The sequence below is a fragment of the Bacillus sp. FSL K6-2431 genome, from assembly GCF_038005165.1.
Taxonomy (GTDB): Bacteria; Bacillota; Bacilli; order Bacillales; family Bacillaceae; genus Bacillus; species Bacillus pumilus.
In genome coordinates this window covers 156,832-174,182 of the sequence record NZ_JBBOSQ010000001.1, presented here as the reverse complement: position 1 = coordinate 174,182, position 17,351 = coordinate 156,832, and the positions used below count along the sequence as shown (strand labels likewise).

14 protein-coding genes are annotated in these 17,351 nt (G+C 41.6%); 4 read left to right on the top strand and 10 right to left on the bottom strand.

Going from position 1 to position 17,351, the window contains the following annotated elements; genetic code table 11:
- Window positions 1–42: 42 nt before the first annotated feature.
- The 4 genes from MHH40_RS00975 to MHH40_RS00960 form a co-directional block, all read right to left on the bottom strand.
- Window positions 43–690 carry an SDR family oxidoreductase gene (locus MHH40_RS00975; RefSeq protein ID WP_050943927.1) on the bottom strand — a complete coding sequence of 216 codons (648 nt, stop codon included), beginning with the start codon at window positions 688–690 and terminating at the stop codon, window positions 43–45.
- 177 nt (window positions 691–867) lie between these two features.
- Window positions 868–1,206, bottom strand: a complete 339-nt coding sequence (locus MHH40_RS00970; RefSeq protein WP_003215537.1) for a PH domain-containing protein — start codon at window positions 1,204–1,206, stop codon at window positions 868–870.
- Between the two features lie 441 nt (window positions 1,207–1,647).
- Window positions 1,648–1,785 carry a DUF4025 domain-containing protein gene (locus MHH40_RS00965; protein WP_223250615.1) on the bottom strand — a complete coding sequence of 46 codons (138 nt, stop codon included), beginning with the start codon at window positions 1,783–1,785 and terminating at the stop codon, window positions 1,648–1,650.
- 49 nt (window positions 1,786–1,834) lie between these two features.
- Window positions 1,835–2,047, bottom strand: coding sequence for a DUF6501 family protein (locus tag MHH40_RS00960; RefSeq protein WP_003215772.1), 213 nt, complete (start codon window positions 2,045–2,047; stop codon window positions 1,835–1,837).
- A gap of 213 nt (window positions 2,048–2,260) precedes the next feature.
- On the opposite strand from MHH40_RS00960, the gene MHH40_RS00955 reads away from it, so the two are divergent.
- The 4 genes from MHH40_RS00955 to MHH40_RS00940 all read left to right on the top strand — a co-directional run bounded on the left by MHH40_RS00955 (window position 2,261) and on the right by MHH40_RS00940 (window position 7,831).
- Window positions 2,261–3,745, top strand: a complete 1,485-nt coding sequence (locus MHH40_RS00955) for an aldehyde dehydrogenase family protein (RefSeq protein WP_050943926.1) — start codon at window positions 2,261–2,263, stop codon at window positions 3,743–3,745.
- A 300-nt stretch (window positions 3,746–4,045) separates the two neighbouring features.
- Entirely contained in the window at window positions 4,046–5,920 is a 1,875-nt protein-coding gene (locus MHH40_RS00950; RefSeq protein ID WP_340900544.1) for a terpene cyclase/mutase family protein, read from the top strand.
- Window positions 5,913–6,734, top strand: coding sequence for a superoxide dismutase (locus MHH40_RS00945; RefSeq protein WP_050943924.1), 822 nt, complete (start codon window positions 5,913–5,915; stop codon window positions 6,732–6,734). Before MHH40_RS00950 ends, MHH40_RS00945 begins: the two co-directional genes overlap by 8 nt.
- A gap of 146 nt (window positions 6,735–6,880) precedes the next feature.
- Window positions 6,881–7,831 carry a bile acid:sodium symporter family protein gene (locus MHH40_RS00940; protein ID WP_050943923.1) on the top strand — a complete coding sequence of 317 codons (951 nt, stop codon included), beginning with the start codon at window positions 6,881–6,883 and terminating at the stop codon, window positions 7,829–7,831.
- Window positions 7,832–7,866: 35 nt separating this feature from the next.
- On the opposite strand, the gene odhB is transcribed toward MHH40_RS00940, so the two are convergent.
- The 6 genes from odhB to MHH40_RS00910 all read right to left on the bottom strand — a co-directional run bounded on the left by odhB (window position 7,867) and on the right by MHH40_RS00910 (window position 17,063).
- Complete coding sequence (gene odhB, locus MHH40_RS00935; protein WP_003215695.1) at window positions 7,867–9,123, bottom strand: 2-oxoglutarate dehydrogenase complex dihydrolipoyllysine-residue succinyltransferase; 1,257 nt, start codon at window positions 9,121–9,123, stop codon at window positions 7,867–7,869.
- 14 nt (window positions 9,124–9,137) lie between these two features.
- Entirely contained in the window at window positions 9,138–11,972 is a 2,835-nt protein-coding gene (sucA, locus tag MHH40_RS00930) for a 2-oxoglutarate dehydrogenase E1 component (protein ID WP_003215743.1), read from the bottom strand.
- A gap of 224 nt (window positions 11,973–12,196) precedes the next feature.
- Window positions 12,197–14,113, bottom strand: coding sequence for a vWA domain-containing protein (locus MHH40_RS00925; RefSeq protein ID WP_050943922.1), 1,917 nt, complete (start codon window positions 14,111–14,113; stop codon window positions 12,197–12,199).
- A gap of 11 nt (window positions 14,114–14,124) precedes the next feature.
- Window positions 14,125–15,003 (bottom strand): ATP-binding protein, encoded by an 879-nt coding sequence (locus tag MHH40_RS00920; protein WP_050943921.1) that lies wholly within the window; start codon window positions 15,001–15,003, stop codon window positions 14,125–14,127.
- Between the two features lie 89 nt (window positions 15,004–15,092).
- Window positions 15,093–15,671, bottom strand: a complete 579-nt coding sequence (locus MHH40_RS00915) for a superoxide dismutase family protein (RefSeq protein ID WP_050943920.1) — start codon at window positions 15,669–15,671, stop codon at window positions 15,093–15,095.
- A 75-nt stretch (window positions 15,672–15,746) separates the two neighbouring features.
- Complete coding sequence (locus tag MHH40_RS00910; protein ID WP_050943919.1) at window positions 15,747–17,063, bottom strand: C40 family peptidase; 1,317 nt, start codon at window positions 17,061–17,063, stop codon at window positions 15,747–15,749.
- Between the last annotated feature and the right edge of the window lie 288 nt (window positions 17,064–17,351).

Genomic DNA, 17,351 nt, shown 5'->3' with positions numbered 1-17,351 from the left:
CATCAAAAAAGCCGCCGCCTTATTGGCAGCAGCTTGCTTCTCTTACAGGGTGCGAAGTGCTTCTTCTACTGGTTTATCCCCTTTAATTAAGTCAAAGGATTTATTTTTCACATTGGATTCTGTTAAGCTTTCCACTAGTACAGCGGCTACGTCCTCTCTTGAAATCTCAATGTTTTGATTATCTGAAATATGCTCCGCAGCTTCAATCTTTCCTGTCTTTTCCTCATGCAGCAAGGCACCTGGACGGACAATGGTATAGGAAAGTCCAGACTGTTTTAGATGTTCATCTGCTTTTCTTTTCGCCTCATAATAAATTTCCATACTTCCTTGCCCTTTTCCCTGGTTTGGATCATCGGCATTAAAGGAACTCAGCATCACAAAATGCTGAATGTTTTCTTTTTTCGCTGTGTCGACAAGACGTTTTGCACCTTCTTGATCCACTGCAATCGTCTTATCTGCACCTGTTTTCGAGCCTGAACCAGCTGCAAAGATGACAGCATCTGCTTGTTTCACAGCATCTGTCACATCCTTTTCAAGATCACCGATGACAGGCGCTGCACCAAGTTCTTTTAGCGCATCCGCTTGTTTTTCATCTCGAATGAGAGCAAGCGACTCATGTCCTTTTTCTTTTAAATAACGAATGACGAGTCTACCTGTATGTCCATTTGCTCCAGCAACTAATACTTTCATTGTTCATTCCCCTTTCTGTATCTGTTTCATCTTTATCCTTTTTTGCTATCATTCAAACACCTGAACAAAAAAGCCCTTCCCAGAAAATATGGGGAAGGGCTCAGGCAATGTGCGATCTATTAAAATAAATACGTAGAATGAGAAAAGTGCATGTGATCTATGTAATCGCAAGGTTGATCAGCAAATATGTTTTGTCAAAATGGCTTGAACATCACTCAAATCCGTCTCTTTTGAAAAATCGAGTTCAAATACTTTTGAGCTTGTGACAAGCAGCATACCTGTGTCCTGATCAAACACGCCAGCTTCTTGAATGGCAAAACTTTCAATTGATCGATATGGCAAGGAGACCCTAACTTTCTTCTTAGAAAATACGCGGTTATCGCCAAAGATCAGTCGTTTATTGGTGAAACAAATTTGGTCGTGACGCAGTCTGTAAACAGCTTCAATTCTTTCCCCTTCAATTAGTAAGGATTCGAATTTCTTATCATTTTGTTTACTGACAGAAAAAATACCCACGTAAACCCCCTCTTCCTCCATCAAATTCCTTTATGAAAAAACGGCCACACGCTCTGTGGGTACGTTTTGTTCTCACTTATAGAATACGCTATAAATGATCGTTATTCCATTACGAATAGATTAAATTTCATTTAACTTTTTCTTTTTGATTCGATGCTCTTTTCTCTACTTATTTAGACAGTTAAAGCAGGAAAAAAGTTTCAGTTCTTTTTGAGAAAAATGGTTGAATTGTGACCAATAAAAAAACAGTGATTTTTTCAAATCACTGTCAGCGTGTAGACAAACCCTCGCATTCTTTGTCAGTCCGGTGCTCACGAATGTCAAATTCGCTCCGCGCCGGTACTCGTCCTTCCTAGGGCTGCAAAGGTTTTCATGTCACACTGAAAAAGAAGACAAAGTGCTAAAATAAAGATCATTTTAGCACTCTGTCAACAATCTGGACTATTCGTCTTTTGGTGTTTCAATGGTTCCCTCGGCATATACATCGGAAATCTGCTCAAGCGTAATTGCCATATCAGCATCTTCGTTATCATGCCAAGCATTTTGTTGATTCTGCTCATCTGTTTGCTTCTTTTTCATCATCATCACCCTTTACTGTTTTTCTTAGTATGAGTGATGATGATCAAAATCATTCAGCAGAAAAGTCTTCGAAATACTCTTTATAATACCCGCCTACTTTACCTGTATTATCAACGACAAACAGGAATTCTTCTGTTTCATTTTTCACTTCATATGTGCTTCCAACCGTTAGTGCACGGTCGACCATATATTTTTTCGCATTCGTATGTATACATTTTACTTGTTTTAACGTTTGAGCCGTTTGCCAGTTTTGATGGATCATGATTTAAAAACTCCTTTTTTCATCTATACATTTATTGTAGCCAATTTTTCATGAAATGCAATGAGTGTTATGGATTGCTTTCAAACATGTGGTGTAATATGATGAATGTATACGTTTACATCCATGTGCGTATACTAGATCATTTGCTTCAAATCCGCTTTTTCACCTAGAACTCGCAGAACAACCCATATCTTTAAGGAGGTTTGTTTATTTATGAGCTCTACAACACTTCAAATTAGTTCAAAACTCGAATCTTTTCTCCAAGGGACGAAAAAACTCTACATTAATGGTCAGTTTGTCACAAGTCACGATAACAAAACCTTTTCAACTCCTAACCCAGCCACAGGTGAAACCCTTATTGATGTATATGAAGCAGGTGCAAAAGACATTGATGAGGCAGTAAAAGCAGCCAAAAAAGCCTTTCATGGTCCTTGGCGCTCCATGTCTGCCGCCGAACGCGCCCGGCTCATGTTCAAGCTTGCTGATTTAATGGAAGAAAACCAAGAAGAGCTCGCTCAGCTTGAAACTTTAGATAACGGAAAGCCAATTAATGAAACAACCAATGCAGATATCCCTCTCGCAATCGAGCATATGCGCTATTATGCGGGCTGGACAACCAAAATAAGCGGACAAACCATTCCTGTCAGCCAAGGATATTTTAATTATACCCGTCATGAGCCTGTTGGCGTTGTAGGACAAATCATTCCTTGGAATTTCCCGCTGCTTATGGCCATGTGGAAAATGGGTGCTGCACTTGCGACTGGCTGCACCATCGTGTTAAAACCAGCAGAACAAACACCCCTCTCTGCGCTTTATTTAGCTGAATTAGTAGATAAAGCCGGCTTCCCAGAAGGTGTGATTAACATCGTTCCTGGATTCGGTGAAACAGCTGGGAATGCGTTAACCGATCACCCTGATGTGAATAAGCTTGCCTTCACGGGGTCAACAAATGTTGGGAAACTCATCATGGAGAAAGCAGCCAAATCCATTAAGAGGGTCACATTAGAACTTGGCGGAAAATCACCAAATATTATTTTGCCAGATGCCGATTTAAAGAAAGCCATTCCAGGTGCTTTAAATGGGGTCATGTTTAACCAAGGTCAGGTATGCTGTGCAGGTTCTAGGGTCTTTGTTCACCGGAGCCAATATGATGAGGTTGTCGATCAAATGGCTGAATATGCGACATCCCTCAAACAAGGAGCCGGTCTTCATCAAGATACGCAAATCGGACCTCTCGTAAGTAAAGAACAGCACGAGCGCGTGTTAGGCTATATTGAAAAAGGTAAATCAGAAGGTGCAACAGCCGTTGTCGGTGGCGATTGCCCTTATGAGGCTGGTTATTTTGTCTCCCCTACTGTTTTTAAAGATGTAGAAGATGACATGACCATCGCAAAAGAAGAAATCTTCGGACCTGTCCTATCTGCAATTCCTTACGATTCCATTGATGAAGTGGTCGAAAGAGCCAACCAGTCTGACTATGGATTAGCCGCAGGACTTTGGACAGAAAACTTAAAGCATGCCCATGACATTGCTGCACGTCTTGAAGCAGGCACGATTTGGGTCAACTGCTATAACGTCTTTGATGCTGCCTCCCCGTTTGGAGGATACAAGCAATCAGGTCTTGGCAGAGAAATGGGATCATACGCCCTTAACAACTATACAGAAGTCAAAAGTGTGTGGATTAATCTCCAAGACTAATGACGCCTATAAAGCCGGTGACCATGTCATCGGCTCAGATTGTCGACAAAGGGCTAAAATGAACTTTATTTTAGCCCTTTGTCTTCTTTTCAGCGTGATAGAAAACCTTTGCAGTCTAGGAAGGACGAGTACTGGCGCGGAGCGAATTTGACATTCGTGAGCACCAGCACGCAGGACTGACAACGAATGCGAGGGTTTGTCTACACGCTGAGCCGGTGACCATGTCATCGGCTTTTTTGTGATTGCATGTGACAGGCAGGCTCCTGAATATAGTAATAAAGGAAAGGAGCATGGCCGAATATGCAAGATTTTAAAACAAAAGTAAACGAATATATTGATGAATTGCACATGCAACTGCAGCGCAGACAACGAGAAGATGGCGCTTTTGTCTTCTGCTTTGAAGGGCCAATGATGACAAATGCTTTTTTGATTATGCTGTTAAAGGCGGTCGGTGATTCGGATCAGGCTTTGGTTCATCAATTGGCAGAAGCTATACGTGAAAAGCAAAATGAGGATGGTTCTTTTTCTTTGTATCATGATCAGGCGGGACATGTAACCGCGACTGTGCAAGGCTACTGCGGGATGCTCGTGTCAGGCAGGTATCAACAAGATGAGCCGCATATGGAAAAAGCAGCACATTTTATTCGATCAAATGGCGGCTTGAAGGACGTTCATTTTATGACAAAGTGGATGCTTGCCGTCAATGGCATGCACCCTTGGCCATACTTCTATGCACCACTTTCATTTTTACTCATCCCTACATATTTCCCACTTCACTTCTATCATCTTAGTGCATATGCAAGAATTCATTTTGTCCCAATGATGATTGCACTCAACAAACGATATACCTCTCATGAACAGTTTCCAAGCTTAGCACATCTCGATGCAAACATGTCTAAAAATCCTTTTGACTGGTTTATGGCAAGAGAAGAACGTTCCACTCACCACTTTCTAGCATACATGCGGTCGTATACTGCACTCGACAGCCGGCTCGACTTTTTCGGGTATGAGGCAGCGAAGCGGTATATGTTTGAACGCCTTGAAAAAGATGGCACGCTGTACAGCTATTTAAGTGCCAGTATTTTTATGGTCTATGCACTCATGAGTCTTGGATACTCTCCGGGACATCATCTCATTTTAAAAGCAGTCAAAGGGATGAAACAGCTAGTCACTGACTGTGGGGGCAGGAAATATGCTGAGAATTCTACATCCACTGTTTGGGATACAGCGCTTGTCAGTTATGCTTCTCAGCAAGCAGGCAGAACACAAAATGATCCAGTGATCAAAAAGTCTTTTACGTACTTACTGAACCGGCAGCAAATGAAGAAAGCAGATTGGGCGATCCATAACCGGCATGCAGCTCCGGGAGGCTTTGGTTTTTCAGATTTAAACACAAATAACCCAGATTGTGATGATACGCAAATTGTGTTAAAAGCCATTCCTCAAACTTACGCTCCCGTTCAGTGGAAACGAGGATTTGATTGGCTTCTTTCCATGCAAAACCGGGATGGCGGCTTTTCAGCTTTTGAAAAAAATCAAAATCACTTCTTGCTTCGTCATCTCCCGCTCGAATCTGCTGAGGATGCGGCCATTGATCCTTCTACGCCTGATATTACAGGTCGTGTGCTCCATCTTATTGCTCTTGAAGAGAATAGCATGTCACCACTCATGCAAAGGCAAAAAGATCATTGTGTGAAATGGCTGCTTGATCATCAAGAGAAAAACGGATCATGGTTCGGAAGATGGGGCGTTTGCTATATTTATGGTACTTGGGCTGCGTTAACAGGACTAAAGGCTGCTGGCATCTCCTCATCGCATTCTGCTGTTCAAAAAGCATGTCGATTTTTAAAAACAATTCAATTAGAAGATGGCAGCTTCGGAGAATCGTGTAAAAGTGCAGAGGTTAAAAGGTACGTCCCGCTTCCATTTGGGACAGTGGTTCAAACGGCTTGGGCTGCTGAGGCACTTTTACAATATGTGCAGCCAGATGACAAAGTGATTTTAAAAGCCATCTCATTTTTGATTCAACATCAGCACTCGAGTGAAGCCTTGCACTATCCAGTAGGTATTGGTCTTCCAAAGCAATTTTACATCACCTATCATAGCTATCCATTTGTCTTTCCAATGATGGCTTGTTCCACATTTTCAGAAGAAATGAGGCGTAAAAATGAATAAGGAAGAATATCGCATGCAGCTTAAAGATTGGCTTAGCTTCATTCAAGGTGCAGTTCAAGATGACAACATTCGTCAGAAAGCAGAACATTTATCGTTCATCATGAATGATGAACATTCCAGTGAAGAAGAGTGGTACGAATTGGCTGAAAGTATTGCAGAGGATATAATTCCACAAGATGCAATGCGAGATGTGGCAGTTGGCGGCCATCAATTACCCCCTCTCCCTTACCGGTATGATGCACTAGAACCGTTTATTTCAAAAGAGGTGATGTATTTGCATCACCAGAAGCATCATCAATCATATGTTGAAGGTCTGAACCAAGCTGAGCTTGCCTTAAAAAGAGCAAGAAGAACCAATGATTTTAAAATGATCAAGCATTGGGAACGGGAGCTAGCCTTCAATGGTGCGGGACACTATTTACATTGCATTTTTTGGTTTTCTATGAGTCCTTCAGGCAAACGAAAGCCCACTGGTCAAATGCTTCGTCTTATTGAACAATCGTTTGAAAGCTATGATGCATTCAAATCCCAATTTTCAGCTGCAGCCAAACAAGTTGAAGGTGTTGGATGGGCCATTCTCGTATGGGCACCAAGATCTCAGCGATTAGAGATTTTACAAGCAGAACGCCATCAATTTTTATCACAATGGGATGTGATTCCTCTTCTTGCTCTTGACGTATGGGAGCACGCCTACTATCTGCAATATCTGAATGAAAAAGCGACATATGTAGATCGCTGGTGGAATGTCGTTGACTGGCGTGAGCCAGAAGCACGCCTTAAGCAAGCTCAGCAAGTGAAATGGACCCCTTTTTAAAAACGCTACTCCATGTAGGCATTTGCTTATATGGAGTAATTATAGTTTACATAATATTATTATCACCACTAAAAGAATGGGTTGTTTTTTCAGAAAATTCATTTAAAATAGAAAAGATATGTATAGAAAGAGAGCTGAAGCAATGAATGAAGATTTTATTAACCATTAGTCACTTTGCAGGAAGAACCTTTGCAATTTGGGTCATTTTATTTGCGTGTCTTGGATTTGCCTTTCCTGCCGAATTTTCTAAGATTGGACCTTATATTCCTTTTTTACTCGGTATTATTATGTTTGGGATGGGGCTTACCCTGTCTGCTGAAGATTTTAAAGAGCTGTTTCGAAAACCTCTCTATGTGCTGATTGGGGTTCTGGCGCAGTACACACTCATGCCGCTTATCGCCTTTCTATTAGCTTACGGATTACAGCTTCCTTCTGAAATTGCAGTAGGCGTTATTCTTGTGGGCTGCTGCCCAGGCGGTACAGCATCCAATGTGATGACCTTTTTGGCGAAAGGAAATACGGCATTATCTGTAGCCGTCACCACCATATCGACCCTTCTTGCTCCATTTTTAACACCTGTCTTTATTTTACTCTTTGCAAGATCATGGTTACCTGTATCGCCAGAAGCGCTATTTTTGTCAATTGTACAAGTTGTGTTGATCCCAATTATCTTAGGTGTCATCGTTAAATTGTTTTTCAAAAAACAAGTGACCTATGCAGTTCAAGCATTGCCGCTTGTATCTGTCACCGGAATTGTAGTGATCATTGCAGCGGTTGTCAGTGCAAATAAAGAGCAGATTCTTCAATCTGGGCTGCTAATATTGGCCGTTGTGATCTTACATAATGGACTTGGTCTTTTATTTGGTTACCTTATCGCAAAGTGGTGCAAAATGGATATCCCTTCTCGAAGAGCCATCTCGATTGAAGTAGGCATGCAAAACTCTGGACTTGGTGCAGCTCTAGCGACAGCACACTTCTCGCCACTTGCAGCCGTACCAAGTGCCATTTTTAGTGTGTGGCATAATTTATCTGGTTCCTGGCTTGCGACGTATTGGTCAAAGAGAGGAAATACTGAAAATGAAAAGAAAAAAAGCTAGCACCTTTAATGGGTGCTAGCTTTTCAAATTGAAGATTATCCTTCAAGTAATAGCTGCTCTGGATCTTCAAGTAAGTTTTTAATCGTGACAAGGAATCCAACTGCTTCTTTACCATCGACAATCCGGTGGTCGTAAGAAAGAGCTAAATACATCATCGGACGGTTCTCAAAACGTTCTTCATCAATTGCCACAGGTCGAAGCTGAATTTTGTGCATCCCTAAAATTCCAACTTGAGGGCTGTTTAAAATTGGTGTTGAAAGCAGTGAACCGAATGTTCCGCCGTTTGTGATCGTGAATGATCCACCTTGCAGCTCATTTAGAGACAATTTGTTATCTCGTGCTTTTTTCGCAAGATGACCAATTTCCTTTTCAATCCCTGCAAACGACAATCTGTCTGCATCACGGACAACCGGTACGACAAGTCCTTCGTTAGCAGCAACAGCGATGCCGATGTCATAAAATTTCTTCAAGACGAGCTCATCACCTTGAATTTCTGCGTTAAGCAGCGGATATTTCTTCAGTGCTGCTACAACTGCTTTTGTGAAGAAAGACATGAAGCCAAGCTTTACATCATTTTGTTCAAGGAAGGCATCTTTACGGCGTTTTCTTAAGTCCATCACAGCCGTCATATCTACTTCATTAAATGTCGTCAGCATTGCAGCCGTTTGCTGAACCTCAACTAAACGTTTTGCAATCGTTTGTCTGCGGCGCGACATTCTCTCACGTTCAATTGGCTTTCCTGGTTGTTCATTTTGCACCGCAGCATTTGCTTTTGGCGCGGCTTTTGGTGCACTTGCAGGTGCTTCATTTTTTTGATAAGAAGCGACATCCTGCTTTCGTACCCTGCCCAGCGGATCTACGGTTGGAATTTCAGATAAGTCTAGTCCCTTCTCTCTCGCTAGTTTTCTAGCTGCAGGAGAAGCGATGGTCCTGCCATTACCAGATTTCGGCTCTTCTTTCACTGCTTCTTCTTTTTGAGCAGCTGCCGGTTCTTCTTTCGAAGCTGGTGCAGACTCTTGCTCAGGTGCTGGAGCTGCGGACTCGCTTCCGCCAGCTTCACCCGCTGCAATTGTTCCGATGACTTCTCCAACTTGTACAGTGTCACCAGAATCCTTCAGCACTTCTTTCAGTACACCAGATTCTTCTGCTGTCAGTTCGACATTGACTTTATCTGTTTCAAGTTCTAACAGGTATTCTCCCTGCTCCACATAATCGCCTGGCTGCTTTAGCCATTGAGCTATCGTTCCTTCCGAGATCGATTCCGCTAATTCAGGTACTTTAATTTCCGCCATTTTTCATTTCCCCCTTAGTTTTTGCGAGTCAAGCTATCAGATACAATTCGTTCTTGTTCTTTTTTATGCACAGTTGGATCACCCTCAGCCGTACTTGAACGTCTTCTTCGACCGATGTAACGTACTTTTACTTTTTCAGACGCAATTTCACGTAAATATGGCTCAATGTATCCCCAAGCCCCCATATTTTGTGGTTCTTCTTGCGCCCATACGATTTCTTCTAAGTTTGTTAGTTTTGATAAAATCGCTTTAATATCTTTGGCTGGGAATGGATATAGTTGTTCGACTCTCGCAATGTGAAGCCAATCTTTCGGCTCTTCCATTTGAGTAAAACGATCACTAATATCGATTGATACCTTCCCGCTAGATAGCACGAGTCGCGATACTTTTTCGTGATCATGCACAAGGCCTGGTTGTTCAAGAACTGGTTGGAACTGTCCATCCGTTAATTCCTGGACTTCAGACAATGTGTTCGGGTTACGAAGCAGACTCTTCGGTGTCATGATGACAAGCGGACGAATCTCTTCACGAAGCAGCATTTTCGCCTGTCTTCTAAGAATGTGGAAGTATTGCGCTGCACTTGTGAGGTTCGCCACTGTCCAGTTATTCTCAGCAGCTGATTGCAGGAATCGCTCTGTTCTTCCACTTGAATGCTCAGGACCTTGTCCTTCATATCCATGAGGCAAGAGCATCACTAGACCTGATTTTTGTCCCCATTTTGCGCGTCCAGCTGAAATAAATTGATCGAAATACACTTGAGCCGCATTTGCGAAGTCTCCAAATTGAGCCTCCCAAATGACTAACGTTTCAGGAGAATAGACATTATAACCATATTCAAACCCGATGACTGAGCCCTCTGACAGTGGACTATTATGAACAGTAAATGATGCGTTTGCATCACTCAGCTCATGAAGAGCAATAAATTCATCTCCAGTTTGACTGTCGTGAAGAACAAGGTTTCTTTGAGCAAAAGTACCTCGCTCTGAATCCTGTCCGGTCATTCGAATTGGCGTACCGTCTTTTAATATAGATGCAAATGCAAGTGCTTCCCCAAGTGACCATTCTACTTTACGGTCATCTGTAAACACTTTTGCACGTTTTTCAAGGATCCGTTTAAGCTTACCAAATACTTGGAAATCGTCCGGCCAGCTGATCAATTCTTCATTCAACTTTCGTAATACATCAAACTCTACGGATGTATCCACTGCTGGGAAGCCATTTGATACTGGTTCTGGCAGTTCAATTTCTTGAATCGTATGCTCTTTCTTTGAAGGCACCTTTTGATAGGCCTCTTCTATTCTCGTCGCTACAGCCTGCTCGATTTCTTCACGCTGCTCTTTCGTTAGAAGACCTTCTGTGACAAGTTTATCTGCAAAGATATTCTTGACCGTTTTGTGCTTTCTGACTGCATCGTACAGCATCGGCTGAGTCGTAGAAGGCTCATCCATTTCGTTATGACCGTATCTGCGGTAACCGATCAAGTCAATTAAGAAATCCTTCTTAAAGCGTTTGCGGTATTCTACAGCTAATTGAACAGCCGCTAAACATGCTTCTGGATCATCTGCATTGACGTGAACAATTGGAATCTCAAACCCTTTTGCAAGGTCACTTGCATATTTCGTTGAACGAGATTCATTGCTTTCCGTCGTAAATCCGATCATATTGTTTGCAATGATATGGATTGTTCCGCCCACTTGATAGCCTACAAGTTGACTTAAATTTAATGTTTCTGCCACTATTCCTTCCCCAGGAAATGCCGCATCACCATGAATTAAGATGGCTAATGCCTTTTCAACGTCTTGTACTGGATAGCCCTTTTGAGTACGTAATTCCTGAGCAGCACGTGTGCTTCCTTCAATGATTGGATCAATGAATTCCAAGTGACTTGGGTTATTAGCAAGCGTGACTCTCGCACTCTTTGTATCTTCGTCTTTAATTTGACGATCTGCTCCAAGATGGTACTTTACATCACCTGTCCACCCGTAGCTGATGCCAATAGAGCCTTCTGATGGAACAAGCTCTTTATTTGGCGCATGCTGGAATTCTGAGAAAATAATCTCATATGGTTTTCCTAACACATGTGCTAATACATTTAAACGGCCTCTGTGTGCCATTCCAATGTTAATATTTGAAGTCCCTTGTGTAACAGACTCTGAAATAATTTCATCAAGTACTGGGACAAGTGCGTCTAATCCTTCTATTGAGAAGCGCTTTTGCCCAACAAATGTTTTATGAAGAAACTGTTCGAACTGCTCAACTTCTGTTAATCTCTTGAATACAGAAACTAGTTTATCGGCTGGTTTTTTCTTAAATAGTTCACCAGACTCGATTGATTTTGAGAGCCAGTTCCGTTCTTCGAAATCATGTACGTGATCAAACTCAAATGAAATGGTACGCTTATACGTATTTCTCAAATGGTTAATGGCTTCTATGCCGTTTGAAATGTGTTTTGGTGCGTCAGGACTAATAATAGATATTGGAATATTCTTGACGTCTTCTTCTGTTAAACCGTATTCCTTTAAAGGAAACAGCTCTTGTAATTCCTTTTCTTTGCGAAGAGGATTGACGGAAGCATTTAAATGGCCATACGTTCTGATGTCTTCTGCCAGTTTAACGACTGATGCTATCTTTTGGATTTGTTCAGAAGTAACTACGCTATTTTCTTTTTTCCCAATTTCCTCCTTCATTTCACTCGGTGGTGCACCAAGTTCATCAAATATGCCTCTTAGATCTTCATCAACACTAGTAGGATCCTGGACATACTGATCGTAGAGCTCGAGCACATAGCCGAGGTTCGGACCATGAAATTCTTCCCAACTCAACGGTTGTTTCACATCATTTTGAAACATTTTGAACACTACCCCCAACTTTGATCATCAAGTGATTGAACACTATCTCGATATAACTTCCAGAACACAATGACCAAATTTATGTAATAAAACGCTTCCAATAATATTCTACCACTGTTTCGGATTACTTTCTACATTCTTTGTTCAATTAAAGATAAAAAATTCACAGAAAAACAAAAAATTTAAATCATTCCGAAAAATATTTTGAAGAAAGGGGCAAAACCTTATGCCCCAATGCTTTTATGCAGTAATTTCTTCAGTAACGGATATAAAACATCTGGCAATGTATCGACATCTGGTACAAAAATGCTGAACTTGCCATACATATCTTGAATGGTTTTCATCTGTGCTTCTTCGATCGGTGAATTGGATAAAAACACATTGATTACTTCAATGCCTTTTTTCCTCGCCTCAAGAACTGCTTCATGTGTATCGACGATCCCATTTTGTTCGTAGCTGAATGCAGCTGGCTCTCCGTCGGAAAAAACAATGAGAAACTTTTGCTCTTCTCTTCGTTTTAATATCATTTTTGTCATTTGGCGAATCGCATAGCCATCCCGGTTATCCTCTTCTGGCTCAAGAGACATAATGGAAGGACCTGCATCAAATAAAGAATCTTTGAACGACACGACTGTGTTGAAATAGTTCGGCTGACTTGTTTCTGATGCGTCGTTTGTATCTTCCCAAAACCCCACAATTTGATGCGGGACTTGAACGGACTTTAAGGCTTCATGGAATAGAACAATGCCTTTTTTCGTCTCGTCCATCTTGTCAAACATGCTAGCAGAACAATCCACTAATAAAGTGAAAACAGCATCAATCTCCGAAGAAGGTGCCTGTTTTTTATAGAAAAGACGCGGATTCGACTCTGTAAAATAACGAATGAGCTTTTTACTCAGACGTCCTGCATGAAGATCCGTTTTTGGCCATGTTTTTTTATGTTCGAGCGTTTTTTGAATCATCTGTTTTAACCGTTTCTGATAAGGCTCAATCTCCTTGGCGTGCTGCTTGTATACATTGATTTGTTCTGGCGCGGGAGGATCTGGTGAAATCATGACTGGAAACGCATATTTGTTCTCTTTTCCATTCTCATGAGCATCCGCTCCGCTTTCCTCGCCTTCAGCCTCTTCCAGCGCCTCAAGCTTTGAATAATCTTTTCGGTGAGTCTGCTTGGCAGAGCCTTGGACAGTGCCAAGTGCTTGATCTCCGTCATCGCCTTCTCTTGCTGCATCCTTCCCGAGATCACTTTTCCCGCCGTGCTCTAAATCAAATTGAAGGAAGCTTTTTGACGGCGCTTCTGTTTCTCGATGCCACACTTCCATATACTCTTGGTGGATGTCTTCATCGCCCTCTTTTTCCCGGTCAACTTTGATGTCCTCGCTTAATTTAGGTTTTCTTTTTAAGTCATGAAACAGCGGTTCTTTTGCCGCTTTTTCATAGTCCAATTCCGGGAAGAAAAAGTACGTATTCAGCATATCTTTATCAAGAAGCTCATCAAAGCCTTCCATTAATTCTTTGACGATGACTGCGATATCTCCGGTTGAACGCGCTTCATATACACGCTCAAGACTTGATTCAATAAATGGAATCATTGGGTTGATCCGCTCGTGAAGAGGCGGAATTTCTTCTAGCGGTGAATCCGCTGTCAGCTTCACATACATTGCACAATAGAGTGCATCCGTTAAAATGCTCCGCTCTTGGTTAATCGTTAATTGCGTCTTAAAATGACGCCGGTATAGCTCTCTTCTTCGTTTAAATACCTTTTTTGTTCCTGGGCGGTCACGTTTAATCCGCTCTTCAATCCGGATATCTTCAAAGAGCATAAACAATTGTTTACACAGGTCAGGAATGGACATTGTATGAGCATAGCGAATGATTTCCTGAAAGACAGTCAGATCACTATAAACGGTTCCTACTGCACGGAGGAATACATCACTTTTCAGTCCGGCTGTCATGTCTTCCTGTTTACGGTCATCCCAAAAATGGCTGATGAAAATTTTCTTTTCAAAAGGATCATAGTAGGACTGCACTCCGTATTCAAGCTCGACATCATCACTTTTTGCTAACGTTTTGGCTAAATCCGTTAATTCCATAAATAAAAATGAATCGATTCTGCTGTCATTAAATTTGATGAATTTCAAAACTCAGAACCTCACTCGAATAATGTTTGGGCAATATTTCTTACCGCTGCTTTTTCCCGGTCATCTTCTAGCTTTTCAACAATCCCTCGTTCAACTGCACGAAGCGGCGGGATGTATTGCGCAAGATCACATGTGTCTAGAAGGGCGCGAATGGATGCTGCTTCTTCACTCACCTGCCCGTTGTGTGCCTGTGTAATGAGGTCTGATGAGAGCTGCACGAATTGATCGATTAAACGTTCATCCTTTAATACAGATTGAGATTGCAGTACATCCTTTAAGATGCCGCCGCCGATATATGGAACGTCAATGACAACAAATCGGTTTTTTAATGCTTCATTTAGAGGCACTGTGCCGACATAGCCTTCGTTGATTGCCGCTATCACGCCAAAGCCTTCATCTGCTCGAACGACCTCTCCTGTAAATGGATTTGTCATCATTTTTCTGTAGTCGAGTACACCGTTTAAAATAGGCAGAGTTTCTGGCTTTGCCATGTTGATTTCATCAATATATAAAAGATGGCCTTTTTTCATTGCTTTCGTTACAGGTCCTTCAATAAATTCAATAGAAGCAACTTGACCATCATTGTGAATGGTTTTATAGCCAATCAAGCTTTCTGCATCAAGATCAACCGAGCAGTTCACACTGTGCATCGGCTGCTGAAAGAAAGCAGATAAAGTTTCTGCTAATTTTGTTTTACCTGAACCAGTCGGCCCTTTTAAAAGAACGTTTTTGCCGAGTGCTAGTGCAATCATCGCATCTTGTATGATAGACGTGTCCTGTGATTCATAGCCGCCTGTTCCAATAAGCGGACGGAATTCTTCTTCTAGTCCTTTTGCTTTTGCTTCAATCATTGCTTGAATTTCTTCTGGGAGTAATTGTTCGTTAAACATGTATGATTAATTCCTCTCTTCGATCATTTTCCTCACCAAGTATACTAAAAAAACCTTTATGCACTCAATACATAAAGGCTAGACATCTGTTATTTTACCATTTCTTTTGTGATCGCTCCGCATGCGATGCGTTTCCCTGAGTTTCCAGAAGGGTTGCTTAAGTAATCATCTGCTTCTGCATGAATGATAAAGCTACGCCCATTTTGATCGATTAATTGGTTCGATCCTCCCTTTAACGTCACATCTGGTACATTCACGACAACATCAATTTGTCCATCTGCCCCAACTTCTAAATTAGGCATATCTCCAGCATGATGACCCTTTGGGTTATCAAAGCCATGCTCCCGGTGTGTTGGATTAAAGTGAGCCCCTGCCGTTTCAAAACCTGGCGCTTCACATCTTCCTGTTTCGTGAATATGGAAGCCATGAGGACCTGGCGGCAGATTTTTCGCTTTCACATGTAAATCCAGCCCGTTTTCTGAGGAGTCTCTTACTTCGATGCTCCCTATTTTTTGCCCGTTTTCATTGATGAGTGACGTGGTAACTGGTGCTTGCTTAGGTGCTGCAACTTCAATGGTTTCTTCTGTCGTTTCTTTTTTCGGCGGTGCATGACAAGCTGTTGCAACAAAGACCAGACACATCATGATCAACCACACTGACTTTTTCATATGATTGCCCCCTTTTAATATCAGTATGGACAACCTGATCAATGGGCAAACAAAAAAAGCCGAAAATCGGCTTTTTTAGAAGAAACGTTTTGCACCTAAATAGGCTTTTTTCCAATATGGATTGCTTAAGTTTGAGATCCCCACTCCGTTGTCACTTGCGTGAAGGAAATCTCCTCCGCCAAGGTATAGTCCCATATGAGATGGACCCGCTTTGTACGTTGTGAAATAAACAAAATCGCCAACTTGAGGTGTGCTCACAGGTGTCATCATACTCCAGTAGCCTGCAGTGCTTAATCTCGATACAGACGAAACCTTGTTAATGAGATAATAAACAAAGCCGCTGCAGTCAAATCCAGATGGTGTATTGCCGCCCCATCTGTAAGGAATGCCTGTCAGCTTTTTACCTTCTTGAATCATCGTCGTGATTTTTGCATTCATTGGCACATCGGGTTTGTTATTGTTGACCGGCTTTGTCGAGCCGTTAGACGTAGAACCATTCGACCCAGTTGAGCCTGAAGCTGCACCATTAATTTTGAGAACTTGTCCAATTCTAAGCACATCGCTTTTTAAGCTGTTGGCTGTACGGATGGACTGAACTTGCACTTTAAATTGATTCGCAATTTTCCATAAAGAATCGCCTGATTTTACAGTATAAGATGTTGCTTTCCCGCTTGAAGACTGGTTACTGTTTGAATTGCTTGGTTTAGTAGGTTTCGGCTGACTTGGTTTTGATGCAGCCGTCCCTTTTACTTTCAATACTTGATTCGGATAAATCATATCAGATTTTAATCCGTTCAATGTTTTGATTTCACCAATCGACATATTGAGCGAATTCGCAATTTTCCAAAGAGAATCCCCTAATTTGACCTTGTATGTACTTGATGATGATGAACTATTTGAGTTCGTTGTCTTATTGTTTGAGCTGGAATTTGAAGAGGAGTTTGATGACTGGCTCCCGCTTGTCTTCGTGCTTCCAGATACCTTTAGCTTTTGTCCAGGACGAATTAAGTCACTGTTTAAGCTGTTTAGACTTTTTAAGCTTGCCACTGACATTTTATGATTTTTCGCAATGAGCCATAAAGAATCTCCAAGCTTTACTGTGTAGCTTGATGTCGTTGAAGCATTTGATTTCGTTGCTTTTGAACCAGTTGACGAACTGGATTTTTTGCTTTTTGCGCCAGGAATTTTCAAGCTTTGTCCTGCAAAAATCATCGTCGTTTTTAGTTGATTAAGAGATTGAAGCTCCGAAATACTTGTATTGTACTGTTCGGCAATCTTCCAAAGTGAGTCACCGCTTTTCACCTTGATCGTCTGTGCTTCTGCCGGTGCAGCAAACACAGCTGAGCCAGCGATCGCTGAAACTGTGAGGCCGGTTACTACTTTTTTCTTCATAGATAAATCTCCGCCTTTCATGATTTCATTCAACAAGACTTATGTACTAGTTTTAAGTTTAGCATTTAACGACTCTGCTTCTCTTGCACTATTTTATCTTTATTTCTATTATATTACTCGACATGTAGACGTTGGGCAATAACAAATAGGCTAAAGCAGTCAACTCAAAATGCTAAAACAAAGCCATATCGTTTGTATCGGCCGTTTGCTGTATTTATAAACATTTTTTAAGGAATTTTTAAGTTGACGTTTAGAAATTTGTCAAAACAAGCACGCTGCTAGTTTCAT